This is a genomic window from Ferdinandcohnia jepli (assembly GCF_047246645.1).
In the GTDB taxonomy this organism is placed as follows: domain Bacteria; phylum Bacillota; class Bacilli; order Bacillales; family Bacillaceae_L; genus Ferdinandcohnia.
In genome coordinates this window covers 150,459-169,334 of sequence record NZ_JBFOKR010000004.1, presented here as the reverse complement: position 1 = coordinate 169,334, position 18,876 = coordinate 150,459, and the positions used below count along the sequence as shown (strand labels likewise).

The 18,876-nt window shown below is 37.8% G+C and carries 14 protein-coding genes and 1 riboswitch; of the genes, 3 read left to right on the top strand and 11 right to left on the bottom strand.

Going from position 1 to position 18,876, the window contains the following annotated elements:
- Positions 1 to 216: 216 nt before the first annotated feature.
- The 4 genes from araA to AB3M96_RS05785 form a co-directional block, all read right to left on the bottom strand.
- Positions 217 to 1,698, bottom strand: a complete 1,482-nt coding sequence (araA, locus tag AB3M96_RS05800) for an L-arabinose isomerase (protein WP_412966635.1) — start codon at positions 1,696 to 1,698, stop codon at positions 217 to 219.
- A gap of 15 nt (positions 1,699 to 1,713) precedes the next feature.
- Complete coding sequence (locus AB3M96_RS05795) at positions 1,714 to 3,402, bottom strand: ribulokinase (RefSeq protein WP_412966634.1); 1,689 nt, start codon at positions 3,400 to 3,402, stop codon at positions 1,714 to 1,716.
- A gap of 10 nt (positions 3,403 to 3,412) precedes the next feature.
- Positions 3,413 to 4,108 carry an L-ribulose-5-phosphate 4-epimerase gene (araD, locus tag AB3M96_RS05790; protein ID WP_412966633.1) on the bottom strand — a complete coding sequence of 232 codons (696 nt, stop codon included), beginning with the start codon at positions 4,106 to 4,108 and terminating at the stop codon, positions 3,413 to 3,415.
- Positions 4,109 to 4,321: 213 nt separating this feature from the next.
- Positions 4,322 to 5,404 carry a GntR family transcriptional regulator gene (locus AB3M96_RS05785; protein WP_412966632.1) on the bottom strand — a complete coding sequence of 361 codons (1,083 nt, stop codon included), beginning with the start codon at positions 5,402 to 5,404 and terminating at the stop codon, positions 4,322 to 4,324.
- Between the two features lie 1,005 nt (positions 5,405 to 6,409).
- Positions 6,410 to 6,511, top strand: a riboswitch (purine riboswitch).
- Between the two features lie 118 nt (positions 6,512 to 6,629).
- Here AB3M96_RS05785 and AB3M96_RS05780 point away from each other — a divergent pair.
- The 3 genes from AB3M96_RS05780 (at position 6,630) to AB3M96_RS05770 (ending at position 10,633) form a co-directional block, all read left to right on the top strand.
- Positions 6,630 to 7,220 carry a xanthine phosphoribosyltransferase gene (locus AB3M96_RS05780; RefSeq protein WP_412966631.1) on the top strand — a complete coding sequence of 197 codons (591 nt, stop codon included), beginning with the start codon at positions 6,630 to 6,632 and terminating at the stop codon, positions 7,218 to 7,220.
- On the top strand, positions 7,220 to 8,527 hold the full coding sequence (locus AB3M96_RS05775; protein ID WP_412966630.1) for a nucleobase:cation symporter-2 family protein: 1,308 nt from the start codon (positions 7,220 to 7,222) through the stop codon (positions 8,525 to 8,527). Before AB3M96_RS05780 ends, AB3M96_RS05775 begins: the two co-directional genes overlap by 1 nt.
- A 240-nt stretch (positions 8,528 to 8,767) precedes the next feature.
- Positions 8,768 to 10,633 (top strand): LamG domain-containing protein, encoded by a 1,866-nt coding sequence (locus AB3M96_RS05770; RefSeq protein WP_412966629.1) that lies wholly within the window; start codon positions 8,768 to 8,770, stop codon positions 10,631 to 10,633.
- 52 nt (positions 10,634 to 10,685) lie between these two features.
- Here the strand turns inward: AB3M96_RS05770 and AB3M96_RS05765 are convergent, their stop codons facing one another.
- The 7 genes from AB3M96_RS05765 to AB3M96_RS05735 form a co-directional block, all read right to left on the bottom strand.
- Positions 10,686 to 11,357 carry a hypothetical protein gene (locus AB3M96_RS05765; RefSeq protein WP_412966628.1) on the bottom strand — a complete coding sequence of 224 codons (672 nt, stop codon included), beginning with the start codon at positions 11,355 to 11,357 and terminating at the stop codon, positions 10,686 to 10,688.
- A gap of 278 nt (positions 11,358 to 11,635) precedes the next feature.
- On the bottom strand, positions 11,636 to 12,271 hold the full coding sequence (locus tag AB3M96_RS05760; RefSeq protein WP_412966627.1) for a hypothetical protein: 636 nt from the start codon (positions 12,269 to 12,271) through the stop codon (positions 11,636 to 11,638).
- A complete protein-coding gene (locus AB3M96_RS05755) occupies positions 12,255 to 12,785 on the bottom strand; it encodes a sigma-70 family RNA polymerase sigma factor (RefSeq protein ID WP_412966626.1) in 531 nt (176 codons plus the stop codon). Before AB3M96_RS05755 ends, AB3M96_RS05760 begins: the two co-directional genes overlap by 17 nt.
- Before the next feature lie 470 nt (positions 12,786 to 13,255).
- Positions 13,256 to 14,170, bottom strand: a complete 915-nt coding sequence (locus AB3M96_RS05750) for a nucleoside hydrolase (RefSeq protein WP_412966625.1) — start codon at positions 14,168 to 14,170, stop codon at positions 13,256 to 13,258.
- Positions 14,170 to 15,096, bottom strand: a complete 927-nt coding sequence (gene rbsK, locus AB3M96_RS05745; protein WP_412966624.1) for a ribokinase — start codon at positions 15,094 to 15,096, stop codon at positions 14,170 to 14,172. The genes AB3M96_RS05750 and rbsK overlap by 1 nt, the downstream gene beginning before the upstream one ends.
- Before the next feature lie 423 nt (positions 15,097 to 15,519).
- On the bottom strand, positions 15,520 to 17,070 hold the full coding sequence (locus AB3M96_RS05740) for a BCCT family transporter (RefSeq protein ID WP_412966623.1): 1,551 nt from the start codon (positions 17,068 to 17,070) through the stop codon (positions 15,520 to 15,522).
- Complete coding sequence (locus AB3M96_RS05735) at positions 17,051 to 18,850, bottom strand: sugar phosphate nucleotidyltransferase (protein ID WP_412966622.1); 1,800 nt, start codon at positions 18,848 to 18,850, stop codon at positions 17,051 to 17,053. The genes AB3M96_RS05740 and AB3M96_RS05735 overlap by 20 nt, the downstream gene beginning before the upstream one ends.
- Positions 18,851 to 18,876 lie beyond the last annotated feature (26 nt).

Genomic DNA, 18,876 nt, shown 5'->3' with positions numbered 1-18,876 from the left:
AAATCGCTTTCATAAGTAAAGAAAAAATTAGTAGTCTTCGAGTTTTTCTAGGTGTCGTATATTCATATTAGTGTTGTACGTACAAATAAGTGATTTACCCTGCAAAAAAGAGGAATCAAAACTCATTATTGTACGTACAACCATTATAATTCACTTGCTATTTATTGGCAATAATAAAATTTTATGAAAAATGTAAATTTTCTATTTATCCTGCTCCTAGCGCAATTTCCAAGCTATATCCATCATTTTTAATTCATTTCGTAACTGTAATAGATTCGTATCTTTATTGATTAACACGTATTCTATTCCTACCATTTCAGCCCAATCTATTAATTGTTCAGTCGTAACTTGTGTTGAGAAACATGTATGGTGAGCTCCACCTGCGTGGATCCATGCTTCAGCCGCTTCACTAACAGACGGAAGTGACTTCCAGAGTACACGTGCAACTGGAAGGTTCGGCATGTCTTTGCTCGGCGTAACTGCCTCTACTTCGTTAATCAACAGTCGGAAACGATTGCCCATATCAATGATAGATGCGTTTACAGCATTACCACTTACTCCATCAAATACAAGACGAGCCGGGTCCTCTTTTCCACCGATTGAAAGTGGGTGAACTTCTAGCTTTGGTTTATTGCTTGCCACAGTTGGACAGATTTCAAGCATATGTGCACCAAGAACAAGCTCATTGCCCGGTTCGAAATGATACGTGTAATCCTCCATAAAGGACGTTTCTTTACCATTGGAAATAATCTTCATCAATCTCACTAATGCAGCCGTTTTCCAGTCTCCTTCGCCACCGAAGCCATAACCTTGAGCCATTAATCGTTGAACTGCAAGACCTGGAAGCTGTTTCATGCCATGTAGATCTTCAAAGGTAGTAGTGAATGCTTCATAGCCACCTTCAGTTAAAAATGCTTTTAATCCTAGTTCAATTCGAGCCTGCTCACGTATAGAATCTCTCACATGACCAGCTGTTCTACTTTCTGGCGTAATATCGTAAAGATCTTCATATTCATCTAAAAGTGCATCCACATCTGCTTCAGGAATTTCATTCATTTTAGCGACTAGATCACCGATTCCATAGCCATCAACAGTCCAGCCAAATTTAATTTGCGCTTCTACCTTATCGCCTTCAGTCACAGCCACATTGCGCATGTTGTCACCAAAACGAGCAATCTTTAACTGTTTACTTGCAACAAAAGCAACCGCTGTAGTCATCCATTTTTCTATACGTTCACGAACTTCAGAGCTTTCCCAATACCCGACAACCACTTTACGCGGGATATTCATTCTCGCTCCAATAAAACCAAATTCACGGTCACCATGTGCAGATTGATTTAGATTCATAAAATCCATATCAATACTATCCCATGGGATGTCACGGTTAAATTGAGTGTGTAAATGAAGTAGTGGTTTTTTCAATTCAGATAAGCCGGCGATCCACATTTTTGCAGGCGAAAAAGTATGCATCCATGTAATAAGTCCTGCACAGTTTTCATCTGAATTCGCTTGAATTACTAGATCCCTGATTTCACCTGATGTTTTTACAACAGGCTTAAAAACTACTTCAAAGGGTAATCCATCGTTTAGTCCGTTTGCGATTTGGATTGAATGTCCCTCTACTTCTTTTAAAGGTTCAGGTCCATATAAGTGCTGACTGCCTGTTACAAACCAAAATTGATATGTTTTCGTTTCCATGAGCTGTTCCCCCTATTAGTTTACAATTTCTACTTTGTTTGCCTGTTCTTTTATAGTTTTCAGACGCTTCATCACATCATTCCGACCACGACCAAAATAGTCATGCAGAATGCTGTATTCTCTATATAATTTCTCATAAACCGCAACATTTTCAGGAATAGGCTTAAACGTTTCATCCTTAATACGGGCCATTTTTTCAGCAGCCTCTACAATGGTTGAATACCCGCCGTTTTCTTTTCCTGCTGCTACAGCAGCGAACATTGCTGCACCTAGGGCAGGAGTTTGTTTAGAAGCTGCTACTTTGATTTCAAGATTAGTTACATCTGCGTAGATTTGCATCAGTAATTTATTTTTCTGTGGCAAGCCTCCACAAGCATAAAGTTCAGTAACCGGAACATCATTTTCATTGAATGCGTCGACAATTTTCCGAGTCCCAAATGCTGTTGCTTCAAGCAATGCACGGTAGATTTCTTCAGGCTTTGTTAATAATGTTAAACCAACTATCATTCCAGTTAAATCTGTATCAACGAGTGTAGAGCGGTTTCCATTCCACCAATCAAGTGCTAAAATTCCTGATTCACCTGGTTTACTTTTTGCTGCTTGTTCTTCAAGAAATTGATGAATGTTTACCCCTGACTTTTCAGCAGCTTCTTTTACATAAGAAGGAATTCCTTCGTCAACATACCATGCAAAAATATCTCCAACCGCTGATTGACCAGCTTCATAGCCGTAAAATCCTGGAATTATCCCGTCTTCAACAACTCCACACATACCTTCTACTTCTTTTTCCTCAGTTCCAAGTAGCATGTGGCAAATTGATGTTCCCATTGCCATAACCATTTTCCCTGAAGAAACAACTCCGACCGCTGGAACAGCCGCATGCGCATCTACATTACCAACTGCTACTGCAATACCTGGCAGCAATCCAGTTAACATAGCCATTTCGTTTGTTAAAAGTCCAGCTTGAGAACCGATCGGGTAAATGTCACCACGTAACTTTGTTTCTGTTAGGGTTTCAAGTTGTGGATCAAGTGATTTAAAGAAATCCTTTGAAGGATATCCATCCTGTTTATGCCAGATTGATTTATAACCAGCCGTACAGCTGTTACGCTTGATTTCTCCCGTCATTTTGAAAATGACCCAATCTGTTGCTTCAAGGAATAAATCAGTTTGATTGTAAATATGAGGTGCCTCATTTAAAATTTGCCAGATTTTCGCAATCATCCATTCAGATGAAATTTTGCCACCGTATCTTTTTAGAAACGCTTCTCCACGTTGCTCGGCGATCTCATTTAATTGATTCGCTTCATCCTGTGCCGCATGATGTTTCCAAAGCTTAACCCAGCTGTGAGGATCATTGGCGAGTTCTTCATGCAGACATAGTGGTGTCCCCTTTTCATCAACCGGAAGCATTGTACATGCTGTAAAATCAATTCCGATTCCAATTACTTGCTTTGGGCTTATACCTGATTGCTCTAATACAGCAGGAATTGAAGTAGATAACACTTCTATATAGTCAAGTGGATGCTGCAGGGCCCAATCATGCTCAAGTCGCAGACCTGAAACGGGGAGTTTTTCATCTATTACTGAATGTCGGTACGGTGTTACGTGATCCGCTACTTCTGTGCCATCTGTTAAATCAATGAGTACTGCTCGACCTGACTCAGTTCCATAATCAACGCCAATTGTGTATTTTTTCTCCAATTGATTCACCTCATTTTTGTCCGTAATAGGCATTTACACCATGTTTTCTAAGAAAATGTTTATCTAGTAATCTTTGTTCAATCGGATGTACTTGTTGATTCAAACTAAACGTAGTAGTAGCCATTTTTGCCACTTCCTCAAGAACGACTGCATTATGAACTGCATTATTAGGGTCTTTTCCCCATACAAACGGTGCATGGTTATTCACGAGAACACCCGGCATTTGAAGCGGCTCTATATGCTGATTTCGAAACGTTTCAACAATGACCTCACCTGTTTCCCATTCATAGTTTCCTAGAATCTCAGAATCAGTCATTCTTCTCGTACAAGGAATCTCCCCGTAAAAATAATCCGCATGTGTTGTACCTAATGCCGGAATCCCACGGCCAGCCTGTGCCCAGCTTGTTGCCCACGGAGAATGTGTATGGACTATGCCACCAATTTCCGGAAACTCTTTATACAACACGATGTGGGTTGGAGTATCAGTAGAAGGGTTTAAATCACCTTCAATTACATTTCCATTAAAATCTACGACTACCATATCTTCTGCTTTTAATTCCTCATAAGGAACTCCACTTGGTTTAATAACCACAAGGTTATGCTCACGGTCAACGCCACTCACATTCCCCCATGTAAACGTTACCAAATTATGTCGTGGTAATTGCATATTTGCTTCGTAGACCTTCTGCTTTAAACCTTCGAGCATACAATTTCCTCCTTTTGGTATTTATGTGTGATTCTGATGCTATTATATAATTGTACGTACAAGTTTACCACTACTTTTTTAGAATTCTATGGATTTTTAAGTAAAATATGAAGTTTTTATGGTTTAGGGAATGTGAATTGTTCGTACAACTGAGAGAGGGGTGACTGAGAATTAAAAAAAGCCTGATAACATATAAGTTACCAGACCATTTTTTTAGTTTAATGATCTTGTAGAATTTCGAATAACCAGTTCCGGTTTATACACTACCTCATCAGCTATTCTAAGTTCTTTTTGGTTTTCAATGGCATCAACAACCATCTTCGCTGCAAGCAGACCCATTTCCATTTTCGGATGAGTTATAGTTGTCAATTTCACTTCAGATGCTAACGCCAGTTGTGAATCATCAAACCCTACAATTGAAATATCCTCTGGGACTCTTAGCAACTTCTCTCTTATTACATCTAGTAACATCAGCGCAATTTGGTCGTTGTAACAAAAGACTGCCGTAGGTCGGGTAGAATCTGCTACTAATTCTCTAATAGATGATTGGAGATTCGCATTTTGATCTTCGGTCATAAATGTAATAATGGTGCCCGGCTGTATAGGAACATTGAACTCTCTGCATGCCCTCATGAACCCTTTCATCCGATTGACACCTTGTAAGTCATCGATCTTAAAAATACCACCGATTTTGGTATGACCTAGCTTTATAAGATGCTCTGCCGCTAGGAATCCGCCTTGTTCATCATCCACAGTTATACTAGCTGGCTCAAGCCCAGAATACGAAGCGTTAATCATCACATACGGAATCTTATTCTTTTCAATATTTAAATAGGTATTTAAATTTGGATTATAAATTGCACTCTTGGTTGGTTCGACAATAAGTCCATCAAGTTGCTGTCCCAACATATTTTCAAGACATTTACGCTCTCGATTAATATCATGATTCGTACTTGCCAACAGGAGATTATACCCCTTTTCACTTAGATACGATTCTATCCCGCGGATAATCGATGGAAAAATATAATCTGTAATCGAGGTCGTAATTATACCAATCGTTCGATCAATGTGATTAACTGTCTTCTCACTGCGCTCTTTACAAAAAGTACCCCGACCTTGCTGCCTGTACAACCAGCCCTCATTCACAAGCTCATTTAACGCCTGGCGAATGGTATGCCGACTAACCTCAAAGATTTCAACAAGCTCATTTTCAGATTGAATCTTCTCATCAGGTTGAATTTTACCTTCCGTGATCCACGTTTTTATTTGATTTTTTACATGTTTATATTTAGTCATGAAGGTGCCTCCATTGGTACGGAAAAAGTTTCATCTATTCTTACGTGTTTTAGTAGAAATAGTATTGCTTACATCTATCATACTACATATTATTTATAAATTGTACGTACAACGTTGAAAATATTTGTATGGTTGTATGGGGATGGGAGGAGGTGGAGGTGGATAGTAGAGGCTTTTAGAAGCTAATTCGGTTGTGAAACGGTAGTTTTAGGTCTGTTTTGGACGAAGTGGTTCTGTTCACCTCTGTAATTGATTCAAATACATAGATTTGGAGGTTGCCAGGGTGATGGATTTTTGATTTATGATTTTTAATTTGGATTTACGGTTTTTATTTTCGATTTATGGTTTTTAATTGTGATTTACGGTTTTTAATCTGGATTTACGATTTTTAATCCAAAAATACGATTTTTAGCAAAAACAATCGGTCTTGTCTGCAAAGTCATTTTTAAACAAATATATAATTTCGTTAGTTCCTAGGGTAGAATCTTCAATTTATGATTTTCGGTTTGGATTTTCGAGTTTTTGATTTTAAAATACGTTTTTTAGCAAAAAAAATGCCTAAACAATGTCCATTTTTAAGCAAATACATAGATTTGGAGGTTGCCAGGGTGATGGATTTTTGATTTATGATTTTTAATTTGGATTTACGGTTTTTATTTTCGATTTTTGGTTTTTAATTGTGATTTACGGTTTTTAATCTGGATTTACGATTTTTAATCCAAAAATACGATTTTTAGGAGAAACAGACCAAGCTTGAACTTATCTTTCTAAACAAATACATAGATTCACAGGTTCCCAAAGTGGTCAATAATTGGTTTGTGCATTTTAATTAAGATTTATGCACTTTAAATTCGACATGTGCACAATAATTGAGATTTATGCACTTTAATCGTTATTTGTGCAGTTTAATTTTAAAATATGCATTTTAGCAAAAAAACACCGTCCCTAACACCCACCCAAAAATCCACCATTTACAAATCCACCACAAACCCCTATAATACCAACATATGAATATCGGCATTCACTCATATAATCGCGGGGATATGGCTCGCAAGTTTCTACCGGTGTACCGTAAATATACCGACTATGAGTGAGCAATGGGGATGCACCTTTTTACAGGTGTTTATTCCTTTTCCTTCGCTTAGAAAACCTGAAGGTCATTGGCTCACTCATTTTTGAGGAGTGCAATGATGTTCAGGTTTTTTCATTTTAAAGGAGGAGAACAATGGAGCTTTTAAAACAAAAAATCATCAACGAAGGTACTGTGCTGTCAGAACACGTTTTAAAGGTTGATTCATTTATTAATCACCAGATTGATCCAACTCTTATGGTTGAGATAGGGAAAGAGTTTGCTGAGAGATTCAAAGATGACGAGATTACAAAGGTACTCACAATTGAATCCTCTGGTATTGCACCTGGATTGATGGCAGCGCTCGAACTGAATGTTCCTGTCATTTTTGCACGAAAAAGAAAGTCACTCACACTGGTGAATGACTTATTAACGGCAACTGTTCATTCTTTTACAAAAAATGAAACGAATGAAATCTCTGTTTCTAGCAAATATATTGGCCCCAACGACAAAGTACTCATTATTGACGACTTCTTAGCCAACGGCCAGGCTGCACTTGGGTTAGCAGAGCTTGTCTCAAAAGCTGGTGCTGAGGTTTCTGGAATCGGAATTGTGATTGAAAAGTCGTTCCAAGAAGGCGGACGTTTGCTTCGTGAAAAAGGATTCAAGGTTGAATCATTAGCACGAATTCAATCACTACAAAACCAGACAGTGACTTTTTTAGAAGAAGTGGGGGCGGCTAACTAATGAAACAGAACGCATTTAAAACGGCATCACTTGGAATTCAGCATGTACTTGCAATGTATGCGGGGGCTGTTATTGTTCCACTCATCGTTGGTGGTTCGCTTGGATTAACAGCAGAGCAGTTAACATATCTAGTTTCTATTGACATTTTAATGTGCGGTGTCGCTACAATTCTACAAGTTTGGAAAAATAAATTCTTTGGGATTGGGCTACCGGTTGTCCTTGGTTGTACGTTTACCGCAGTAGGACCAATGATTGCGATTGGCAGCCAATATGGAATATCCGCAGTCTACGGGTCTATTTTAGTATCTGGTGTTGTGGTTTTACTGATTTCAACTGCGTTTGGGAAGCTTGTAAAATTCTTTCCGCCGGTTGTTACCGGGTCAGTGGTTACAATCATCGGGATTACATTAATCCCAGTAGCAATGAACGACATGGCTGGCGGTCAAGGAAGTGCAGACTTCGGTTCGATTTCCAACCTTCTATTTGCGTTCGGAACCCTATTATTCATTTTAGCTTTATATCGTTTTGCAAAAGGGTTTGTACGTTCAATTGCAATTTTACTAGGTTTATTAGTGGGAACTGCAGTATCAGCTTTCATGGGTCATGTTGATTTCTCAGCAGTATCAGATGCATCATGGTTCCACATGGCTACGCCGTTCTACTTCGGAAAGCCAACCTTTGAAATCTCAGCGATCCTTACAATGACACTTGTTGCGATTGTAAGTTTAGTAGAATCATCCGGAGTTTATTTTGCCTTGGGAGACATTACTGGACGAAAAATTACTGAAAAAGATCTATCAAACGGGTATCGTGCGGAAGGTCTTGCGATTCTTTTAGGAGGATTGTTTAATGCTTTCCCGTACACAACGTATTCTCAGAACGTTGGACTTGTTCAATTATCAGGTGTAAAACGAAACAGTGTAATTTATGTAGCTGGGGCATTTCTTATTTTAATTGGGTTTGTACCTAAGATTGGTGCGTTTACAACGGTTATTCCAACACCAGTACTTGGTGGAGCGTCGCTAGCTATGTTCGGTATGGTTATCTCTTACGGAATCAAAATGCTAAGTAAAGTTGATTTTTCATCACAAGAAAACCTGCTTATCATGGCATGTGCGATTGGAATGGGGCTTGGTGTTACAACAGTTCCAACTCTATTTGCAAATCTGCCAAAAGGTCTTCAAATATTAACAAGCAACGGGATTGTGATTGGGAGTTTGACAGCCATCTTATTGAATATTGTGTTTAACATCGTTCCGCAACGCAAAAAAGAGACGCGGGTTTTTGTTGAGAAACAAGCGTCTTAATAAACCTATTTTCAAGGAGCTATTTTAAAAAAATAGCTCTTTTTTTATTCACATTTTTTCATTGAAAACACTTGTGCACAACCTATTATCCTATTACAATACAAGAATAGTAGTTTATACCTATAAACGAGGTCTTTTTTACTATACATATTCAAATGTAGGTTGGTGAGAAAAGAGACGATTAAACTATAATATAACAAATACTAACAACATTGATTATTAACACTTGGAGGAAAAAATGTGAAAATCCATACTACTATTTCAAATCGCTATCTATCAGTCTTTCTAGCTACTTTATTAATTTTAGCTTTATCTCCTCTCCATACAACGAACGCAATGACAGCCGACTTTACCCAACCTATTACCTTTGATTCAATTATTGAAGACCATGGTGCATATAATGGACAACCTTTATCTGATATTGAGCCAGATAGTAGCTTTATTGCTATAAAAAGCGTTGACGATTCTAACGGTCAATGGCAATGGTTTAATGGAACACAATGGCTAAATATATCTGATAGACTTTCACCTGACTCAATGCTTGTATTGACAAGTGATACACTAATCAGATTTTCTGCAATTCCGGATTGGAACGGAACTACGACAATTGACTATTCCCTTTATATTGAGGGTTCAGGGGACCCGGATAATGTAAATAGTTTTGAGCAGGAAATTAGGACTGCTAGTCTTACAGTTACACCTGTCGGAGATGCACCTTATCTGACAGAAGTTGGAGGTAATAATTATCTTGGGTTTAATGAATTTGGTGCCTATGCAACATATCCAAGCATGGATATCTACACAGATTCATTTACATTTGAAAGCTGGGTAAAGATTCCGTTTAGATTTAATGCATGGGAAAGAATTTTTGACACTTCTTACGGAATGGATAACTTTAACCTGCACTTAGCATTTGAAGGCGGAACCGGAAGAATGGTTTTTGAGGCGCTCCCTCAACAGGGCTATCGTACTAATACGTATCAGTCTAGAACTCAGGATTCTTTTCCTTTAAATCAATGGGTACACGTTGCTGTTGTCTACAACCATTCTTTGAAGCAATCATTTATCTATTGGAACGGCGTGCTAAAAGGGCAAGGTTTTATGGACTTAACCAATATGGCTAATGCAAGTCTTCAGAATGGTGGTATTTCTAGACCTATTAATTACCTAGGTAAGAGCACCTGGAACCAAGATGGTTACTTTAAAGGTGGATTGAGAGACGTTAGATTCTGGAACAAAGCAAAGTTGCAATCTGAAGTCATTAACCAGATGAATATACAAGTGGGGTCAACTGAAGCAAATCTTCTTGTTGAGTACCCTTTTAATGAAGGAAATGGCCAGTTGGCTTCTAGTTTAGGAACCATCACAGAACCCTCTTCATTACACAATACAGATTGGCTAACAGAAGATGGTTTTATATATGGGGTTACTGGGACCAAGGGCTCTACTAGAATAAAGGAATATACAATTCATGATGCAGATATGGGTGATGTAGAAAAAATTACTACAACGGCTGTATCATCTAATCAAACAGTTTTACCAGACAGTGCGATACAATTAGCTGGAACAGGTGAAAACCAAAAGATCATTATGAAGCCTATTGAGGAAGGCAGTACAACTATCACCGTTACATTAAATGATGGTAATCTAACTTATCAAAGCAGTTATATACTGAATGTCACTTCTTTACCTACTGGGGAACAACTACCTGAACCCCCATTGGAAGAGGAACCAGGTGAAGACCAACCTGGTGATGGCCAACCTGATGATGAGCAGCCTAGTGATGAGCAGCCTGAGCAGCCTAGTGATGAAGAACAAGGTGAACAACCAAATACTCCAGAAACACCGGTAGAAGAGCAGAATGAAAATCAGCAACCTACTGATCAACTGGAAGAAAAAAATGCAGATGATAAAATCCTCGTAGAAGATAACAAAGAAAGTGTAGACCAAAATAAAGTAGTTGAACAACAAGAAGAAGGTTCCAAGTCTGCTCCTCTCCCTAAAACCGGAACAGATATGTATAGTGTATTAGCTCTAGGCTTGTCTCTGATTTGTATAGCAATTGCAGCGTTTATAGCAGTTGCTAGAAAAAGAAATACAATTTAAGCTCTGATGAAAAACACTCAAGCATAGTTACTTGAGTGTTTTTCATACTACCCTATCTTCGCAGCATTTCCACACCAACCCAAACCTTCCACACAACAAAAGCTCCTGCAAAAGTAAGCATACTCAAGATAATTCCAAGTACACTTCCCCTACCATATAACGCCTCATAACCTGCCGAGACGAGGACAATCCCACCAATTACTATAGTAAAAATTCCTAATGGTTTCGAAAGTGCCTTTGTTTTTACACTAACCAGCCCTAACTGCAAAAGCCACAATCCTAAAAAGATACACGAAACAATTGATAAAACGAGACTTATCTCCATAATAGGATTAACAATAGTAAGGGCATCTGACACGTTCTTGTCTTCATTCACTAGATCATGGAGAATCGAAAAAGGCATGAGCATATATAAGGTGTATGTAATGAGATGAATGTAGCCAAACCGGGATACATTTGAGCTAGCAGTCTGATGAAAGGTCCGAATGCGCTCATCCAAAGCTTCTACCGTCCAAAACATCAAGATCATTCCAATCGCACCTGCAATCATTAATCCCCAATTCAAAACTGGATAAGTCGCAAGAGAATTTACAGTCAACTCATACACATCATCTCCCGAGACATCTTTCATCGCAAGCGTTTGTGTAGAAGCCATTACAATAACCAAGAGTACAGCGGAAAAAATGGCAAAAACTCCTCCGACACGTTGACGGTTATGTTTCATATAACCCTCCTCTATAATCTTTTATACTAGTAATGTATGTAAAAATAAAACTCGGTATATCAAAAACCTTAAATAATATAAAAGTTTGCGTCGCAACAGATTGATCCGTCGTCTTATTAGCGAAAGAGAAACTGAATGGTAACTTAGTTGAACCCATCCTTGTTTACATTCAAAATGGAAACTACTTATTTGGATACTAATTCTCAATAGAAAAACTCACTCTATAAGACAGATAAAACGCCTGATGTAATTCAAGCGTTTCCCACTACTAATTTTAATTAATTTTTAAATGGTATTTCCTCTTTGAATGCCTGTTGGTATGTTTCAATGATCTCATTTTTTTCTTCGTCACCAGTAAAAGGAATATCCCCGCCAACAGGTATTAAAGTGTGCCAATTTTCATCTTTTAGGTACCTTGTCGCAAATAAATACGTTTGTCCAGCTTCAATAAGTTTATCATCTTCCATCAGAAATAAGTAATCTCCATCATAGCCACCTTGCTGGTTAACTTTAACGGTTCCTTCCAACTCTCCCTTAATATTATCAAGCACCTCAACTTCAAATTGCGTTTCTGGATAACCACTAAGTGATTTTGTGTCAACTTGTTTGATTACTTTACCTAAAAATACATTATCCGCAAAGCCTACAACTTCTCTTGGGTTAGTTATATCGATAACTGTATTGGCCTCCATTGTTTTAATAATCGGATTTTCTGGTGGAGTATTTGAAAAATAACTAGTACCCAAAATACCTAAAGCAATTGAAGCCGCTACGACTGGTCCTATCATATAAGACCATTTACGTTTTGATGTTCCCATCTCTAATTTTGCTTGGGAAACACCCATTTTGCTTCTTTCACTAAGTTCCTTTGGTATCTCAATTCTATGCATTTCTTGTCTAATCTTGTTGCTCATACATATCAACTCCTTTCAGATTTTTACGAAGCTTATTTAAAGCTCTATATAAAACTGTCTTTGCCGAACCCAGAGGAATATCTAGTGTTTCTGATACCTCTTTTATTGTCATACCTTCGTAAAATCTTAATATAACCACACTTTTTTCATCTTCATTTAACCGTTCAATTAAATCCCTAATTGTCATCTCTAAGTCAATATCCTCATTGACATCTGATGATATAAACTCATCAAATTCTGGTTTCAATTGAACTACTTTTTTTTGCATTCGAAGCATATCGATTGCACAACTAATCGCAATTCTTATTAACCATGATTTAAAGTATTTAGGTTCTTTCAGATTTTTAATAGATTTAAATGAACGATATGCAGTTTCTTGTACTACATCAAGAGCATCACTTTGATTTTTCACATATACAAATGCCGTTCTATAAATATCTTGTTCGTATTGCTGAAATAACGTTAAAAATGCTTTATCATTTCCTTTTTGTGCTTTCTTAATTAAATTCAACAAAAAATCCACCTCCTTAACTTCTTACATCTATTAGACGGACGATAACATCATTTGGCTTTATATATTTTTAAAAAGTATATCATTCCTTTTCAATAGGATAACTGACTTTGGGTTTTCTGCATTATAAACATTATAAAACCAGTCCCGCTTAGTATTATAAAAATTGTAAGTCTATTGTCTCTATTAAGTAACATCATACCAAATCCACTCAATCTAAGCTGGTTATCCGTAATGCTCCAAAACTTCCAAATAACGTTAATAGACCTACTGAAATTTTTGATAGTAACAAGAACTGCTACAGATGACATGTTCATTACAACCAAAACCAAAAGAAGGTGGCAAAGCAATACCTGTACATTTTTCAGATGATAAACCGTTACAAACTTACATAAAAAAGCAGACCAACTTGCTATGCAAATTGGTCTGTTACTTGTTGTTCCATGTATAAAGTTCTTCTCCTTATCGAAGCCCTAAATAACTCTACTTAGAAAATGCTCTAAAAACCGCTCTGCTTCTACTTCTCTGCACACCTTAATTTTAGGTTTACCTTCAGGATGTGGAACCGTTCGTCCATCCTCAATTCCTTCAGTTGTTACCGTTATATTCACTTCTTCCGTTTTCACTAAACTCGGGTCAATGGCTACCCCAACCGCCAACGGGTCATGAAGTCCACAACCTCCTATACCTGGATACGACTTCTCATAGAAGCTAAGATAGTGCTGGACCATATCAGCAAAGAATACTCCTGCCTCGGTACTTGTTTGTCGCCATTTTTCTACTTCCGTTTTAGGTAATAGCGTTTGAAGCGTAACATCAAGCCCGACTAACGTAATCGGTAGTCCTGATGAAAGGACAATTTTAGCAGCCTCTGGATCAGTTAGGATATTTGCTTCACCGTATGGACTTTTGTTACCTGGTACATACACTGCTCCACCCATAATCACCACTTCCTTAACTAGTGAAACGATTTCTGGTTGTTTTTGTAATGCCAGAGCAAGGTTCGTTAGTGGTCCTACAGCAATTAACGTTATTTCGTTTGGAAACTGTGTTATTTTATCAATGATAAAATCAACAGCGTGCCCTGCCTCCACTGTCGTGGTTGGCTCGAAATCCAATACATTTCCTAATCCGTCCTCACCATGAACGTGTTTTGCAAAATTCGCTTTGTTTTCTCGTGTGAGTGGCTTCGATGCCCCACCGTATACCGGCACACTTTTTCCCAACTTTTCTAAAACTGCTAACGTATTTCGGGAAGCCTCCTCAACTGACACATTCCCAAAGCATGTTGTTAATCCAATCAAATCTAATTCCGGCGAGTGCACGGCATAAGCGATTGCCATTGCATCATCAATTCCAGTATCTACATCAAATATGACTTTTTTCATTATTTGTGGCTCCTTTTCATAAACAGTTCTACTTCTTCTAGGGCTGGCATGGAAACCTGTGCCCCTAATTTTGTTACAGTTAACGCACCAACTGCATTGGCAAACTGTGTTGCCTCTTTAAGACTTTTTCCGCCAACTATTGCCGTTGCAAGTGCGCCAGCAAAAGCATCCCCGGCAGCTGTAGTATCTGCCACTGATACGTTATACGGCTCAACTTGGAACACTTCTTCATTTCGATTAACAACTACACCCTTACTCCCCAATTTTGAGAAGACGGTTTCTACTCCTTTTTCAAGTAGAGTAAGGCTGCCCATTTTTGCTGATTCAACATCAGAAATTTTCGAGTCAGTAATAATCCCTAACTCACTCTCATTTGGAACAATGTATGTAACCTTTTTATATAACTCATCTGGCAGCTTTTGTGCCGGTGCAGGGTCGAGCATTAGTGGAACACCGTGTTTCTTAGCTATATCCGCAATTTCCAAGACGGTTTCTAAAGGTATCTCAAGCTGGACCATCACCAATTTTGCTTGTTGAATTACTTGCTCATGTTTTCTCACATACTCAGGGGTAACCTGGTTGTTTGCCCCAGGTGCTACAACAATACTGTTTTCTCCTTCAGGGTTGATGCTGATTAGTGCCACACCAGAGGCTATATCTTTGGTTCTCTCTATATAGGAAGTGTCCACCCCCACCTCTTGTAATCCAGCCAGTAGTTGATCCCCAAAAACATCGACTCCAACCTTTCCAAGCATTGCAACTGAGGCTCCAAGCTTCCCCGCTGCATACGCTTGATTTCCACCTTTGCCGCCATTACCGGTGAAAAAGTCCTGTCCAAGAACTGTCTCTCCCCATTCGGGTCGTCTCGTGACTCCCACTACCATATCCATATTTAAACTACCAATGACTAGAATATCTGAACTCATCAGTCTGCCCCCAGTTATTATCCTAAAATTATTACTTCAACTATAGCATTTTTGGTCTAATTTAGTAACTTGGCCCACTAGGCAATTTGATAGGGTTAATATAGAAACAAAAGCTATCATGCAATTATTGAGAATATACTGCAATTGCTACATACTATCATGCAATTATTGTAATTATCCTGCAATTGTTACTTACTATTATGCAATTATCAAATTTATTCCTCAAATTTGTTTGTTCTGATCTCACTTTTTCCCTGTTTCATACCACCCAACAGGTCTAAATCATACTACCAAACTATAATTCACTTTTTTTTGCTTTTACAGCTAGTCAATCAAAATAAAATTACACTCCTTACCTATAAGACACAACAAAAAACCCTCTTCAGCAGAAACATGCATCTACTAAAAAGGGTTTTATCAAACTTATTGTTTTTCCACTTTATGATCCCTACTAATATCCTTCAAGAAACTATATATGATTATTCCCATGATAATTGCCAATGGGAATGCTGCAACAATTGAAATAGTTTGTAGCATCGTTAAGGTTGTTTCGTTAAAGATAAGTGCGATTGGTAAGATGATAAAGATTAACGCCCAGAATACGCGAATATACTTCGGCGGCTCTTGTCCAACTTCTAGTTTTTTCAAAGAGTATTCTGACACGACTAATGTTATTGCATCAAATGTACTTGCGTAAAAAGCAATCATTGCTAGTGCTAATAATCCCATTGCGATTCCACTAATTGGCAGTTGGTTAAAAATCTGTACGATTACTTCAGATGGGGATGCGCCTGCAGAAAGCATACCAGCTGCATCTACGTTACCTTGAGTTTGGTGGAATAGACCAAAATTACCAAATACAATAAATGAAGTAAATGTCCCAAGCAATCCTGCAGTAAATCCACCAACAATCGTTTGTTTGATTGTACGTCCTTCTGAAATTTTACCAATAAAGAATGGAGTTGCTACAAACCATGCAATCCAATATGCCCAGTAGAAGATTGTCCAGTCTTGTGGGAATCCAGAACCGCCTTCACTAGATACACGTAGCGGATCCATCCAGGTTGACATACTAAAGAAATCATTGATTAACTTCCCAATACCAGTTACGCCGCTCTCTACAATAAATTTTGTTGGACCAAAGATGAGGAAGATTGCGATAAGGGTAAAAAAGATCCCAACACAAATTTTTGCAAGCTGTGAAATTCCTTTTAGCCCAAACGTAACGGCCGCTGTATAAACAAGTGCAATAATTAGTAAAATTAAAATAGTTAAGGTTGTGCTTTGTGGTATTCCCAATGTTGTTGATACTACTAATGATAGCAAAGGTGTAGCTAGTGAGAACGTTGTCGCAGTCCCAGCAAGCAATCCTACGATTGAAAAGATATCAATTGCTTTTCCTAAAAATCCATCTGCGCGATCGCCAATTGTAGACCGACATGCCTCAGATAAAGTTTGACGTTTGCGATTTTTAACAAAAATCATATATCCATACGCAACTGCAGGAAGGAGATAGAAACTCCATGGAATGGGCCCCCAGTGGAATAACGGATAAGATGCAGCAAAATCCGTTTTCTGAACAAGAGTTGGATTTTCAATTCCAAACGGTGTTGCACCGAAATAATAAGCCCATTCAATTAATGACCAATATAAAATATCAGCAGCCATTGTTGAGGTAAAAATCATTGCACCCCATGAAAAAGTATTAAAACGAGGCTTTTCTAACTTTCCAAGCTTTACATTCCCAAAGCGAGAAAATGCCAGCCAAATGGATAATAGAAACACTCCAAGGCCAAATACCATATAAAACGAACCAAATTCCCCTACAAAGATACTTCTTAAAAATTCAATTGCATTTCCACTCGCGGTAGGAAATATAAACAATACAAGAGCTAGTCCAATAATTAATAGAAGAGGACCAAGCGTTAAGAACCAATCAATTTCTTGCCCCTTTTTACTTTTTTGCAAATTCATACTTTGTTTCCCCCATTAGATCCAAACTTTTTCTATAATAGTTTTTTGCATACCGGTACATAGTCAGTGTGTACTCCCCAAATTTCACACCCAGGGCTTGTTTATATTGAGCCCACATAGCCCATAAAAATCCACCTAATGCTATATACATATAAATTCTTAGGCGCTCTTCGACAGTTGGGCCATTTCCTTCAAAATAATAACCCATTATTTTTTCTAATTGTTCATCGTTATAATTCGAGTAAAGAGCAAACATCGAAAGATCAATTACAGGGTCACACATTCCTGCATACTCCCAGTCGATTAACTTAAATTCACCATTCGGTAAGACTAGGAAATTATCAACATGTGCATCAATATGACAAAATGCAGATGGGAGATTCATCCTTTTTAAAATGGAAAGAAGCTCGCTCATTTTAGCTCGAACAAGTGGATAGTCCTCGAATAAAATCGCATCATTATCTTTACAGAGTTCTTCATAAAATAAAATATTCTTTTCAAAGTTAAAGCTGTGTGGAACAACAATGTTACTGTTGTGAAGCTTATGAATCATGTTCATGCACTTACGAATCTCAGTTTCATTATTTGTATCTACATTTCTAGCTTCTTTTTCAAATTCCGAAATTTTTATCCCACTCTTTGGATCAATGTAGATAATGTTCTCGGTGATATTCAACGGAATAACCGCCTGAAGACTTTGGTATTCCTCCACTCTATTAATTAAATTCTCAGTACCTTCTCCAGGTATCCGACATATATACTTTTTCTTATCTATCTCAAATAAAAACGAACGATTTGTCATCCCTATTTTGACAGGCTGAATATCTTTAATCTCATCTTCCTTCACTTTAAAAATAAAGGATAACAGTGACATTACTTCATTTTTCGATTGGTCACGATAGGTTGAGTCAAAATCCCTTAGCTCTTCTAAGCTTTCAAACTCATATACTGTACCAGGCTCCTGACGGTTGATGTACATTTCCAGTTTATCAAGATTGTCCTTTAAAACATGCTCCCAATAAAAATCTTCCGTACCAGGTTGGTAATAGGCTTGTTCCAAAAGAGGGATCATTGAATCCGAGAAGTCTTTTGTGAAAAAGACAGGGCCATACATATGCCAGGCATTTGAGCCGCCAACTTCAATGTTTTTAATTCGCTCTTTTTTATCAGTCAATAAACACCACTCAGCTGTCTCACCTTCTGATTTAACAGCACTGTACCAGCTCTCGAATTCAAACTCATTGTACAAATTCTTGGTTATATAATTATCGCTCGATAAAATATATGTGTTTTTTAATAAATGTCGAACATGATAAAGTGTAGCTAAGTTATTCTTTGTATCATATTCTTCATTGTAGACAAGCTTTACGCCATATTTATCAATTAGATATTCGAACTTTTCTTTTAAATATCCAACGACAATCGTGATATCGGTAATGTTAGCTTCTAGTAACTGTTTAATCTGACGCTCAATCATTCGCTCACCAAACACTTCTAACAGTCCCTTTGGAGTTTCATACGTAAGTGGTACAAATCGAGAGCCAAACCCTGCCGCCATAACTATTGCATTATCAACTCGGTAGTTTTCAAGGAGTTTATGCCCGGTCTCTGTTAGTGTATATCCGTTTATATCCTTTAGTAGATAGCCTTCCTCTTGCAGCGAGTGGAATAATTTATTTGTTTTTCCTAATGATATATTGCATAAGTTCGCGATATCTCGTTGTGTCAGTTTTTCCGTTCGATTACATTCTCTAAGTATTTTTAACTCTTCTACGTTCATTTTCGACACCTTTCGATGTGTTTTTA

Coding starts and splice junctions, on each gene's coding strand:
- araA (WP_412966635.1), bottom strand. CDS start 1,698: ATGGAAACGAAAACATATCAATTTTGGTTTGTAACAGGCAGTCAGCAC.
- araD (WP_412966633.1), bottom strand. CDS start 4,108: ATGCTCGAAGGTTTAAAGCAGAAGGTCTACGAAGCAAATATGCAATTA.
- AB3M96_RS05785 (WP_412966632.1), bottom strand. CDS start 5,404: ATGACTAAATATAAACATGTAAAAAATCAAATAAAAACGTGGATCACG.
- AB3M96_RS05780 (WP_412966631.1), top strand. CDS start 6,630: ATGGAGCTTTTAAAACAAAAAATCATCAACGAAGGTACTGTGCTGTCA.
- AB3M96_RS05775 (WP_412966630.1), top strand. CDS start 7,220: ATGAAACAGAACGCATTTAAAACGGCATCACTTGGAATTCAGCATGTA.
- AB3M96_RS05765 (WP_412966628.1), bottom strand. CDS start 11,357: ATGAAACATAACCGTCAACGTGTCGGAGGAGTTTTTGCCATTTTTTCC.
- AB3M96_RS05760 (WP_412966627.1), bottom strand. CDS start 12,271: ATGAGCAACAAGATTAGACAAGAAATGCATAGAATTGAGATACCAAAG.
- AB3M96_RS05750 (WP_412966625.1), bottom strand. CDS start 14,170: ATGAAAAAAGTCATATTTGATGTAGATACTGGAATTGATGATGCAATG.
- rbsK (WP_412966624.1), bottom strand. CDS start 15,096: ATGAGTTCAGATATTCTAGTCATTGGTAGTTTAAATATGGATATGGTA.
- AB3M96_RS05740 (WP_412966623.1), bottom strand. CDS start 17,070: ATGAATTTGCAAAAAAGTAAAAAGGGGCAAGAAATTGATTGGTTCTTA.
- AB3M96_RS05735 (WP_412966622.1), bottom strand. CDS start 18,850: ATGAACGTAGAAGAGTTAAAAATACTTAGAGAATGTAATCGAACGGAA.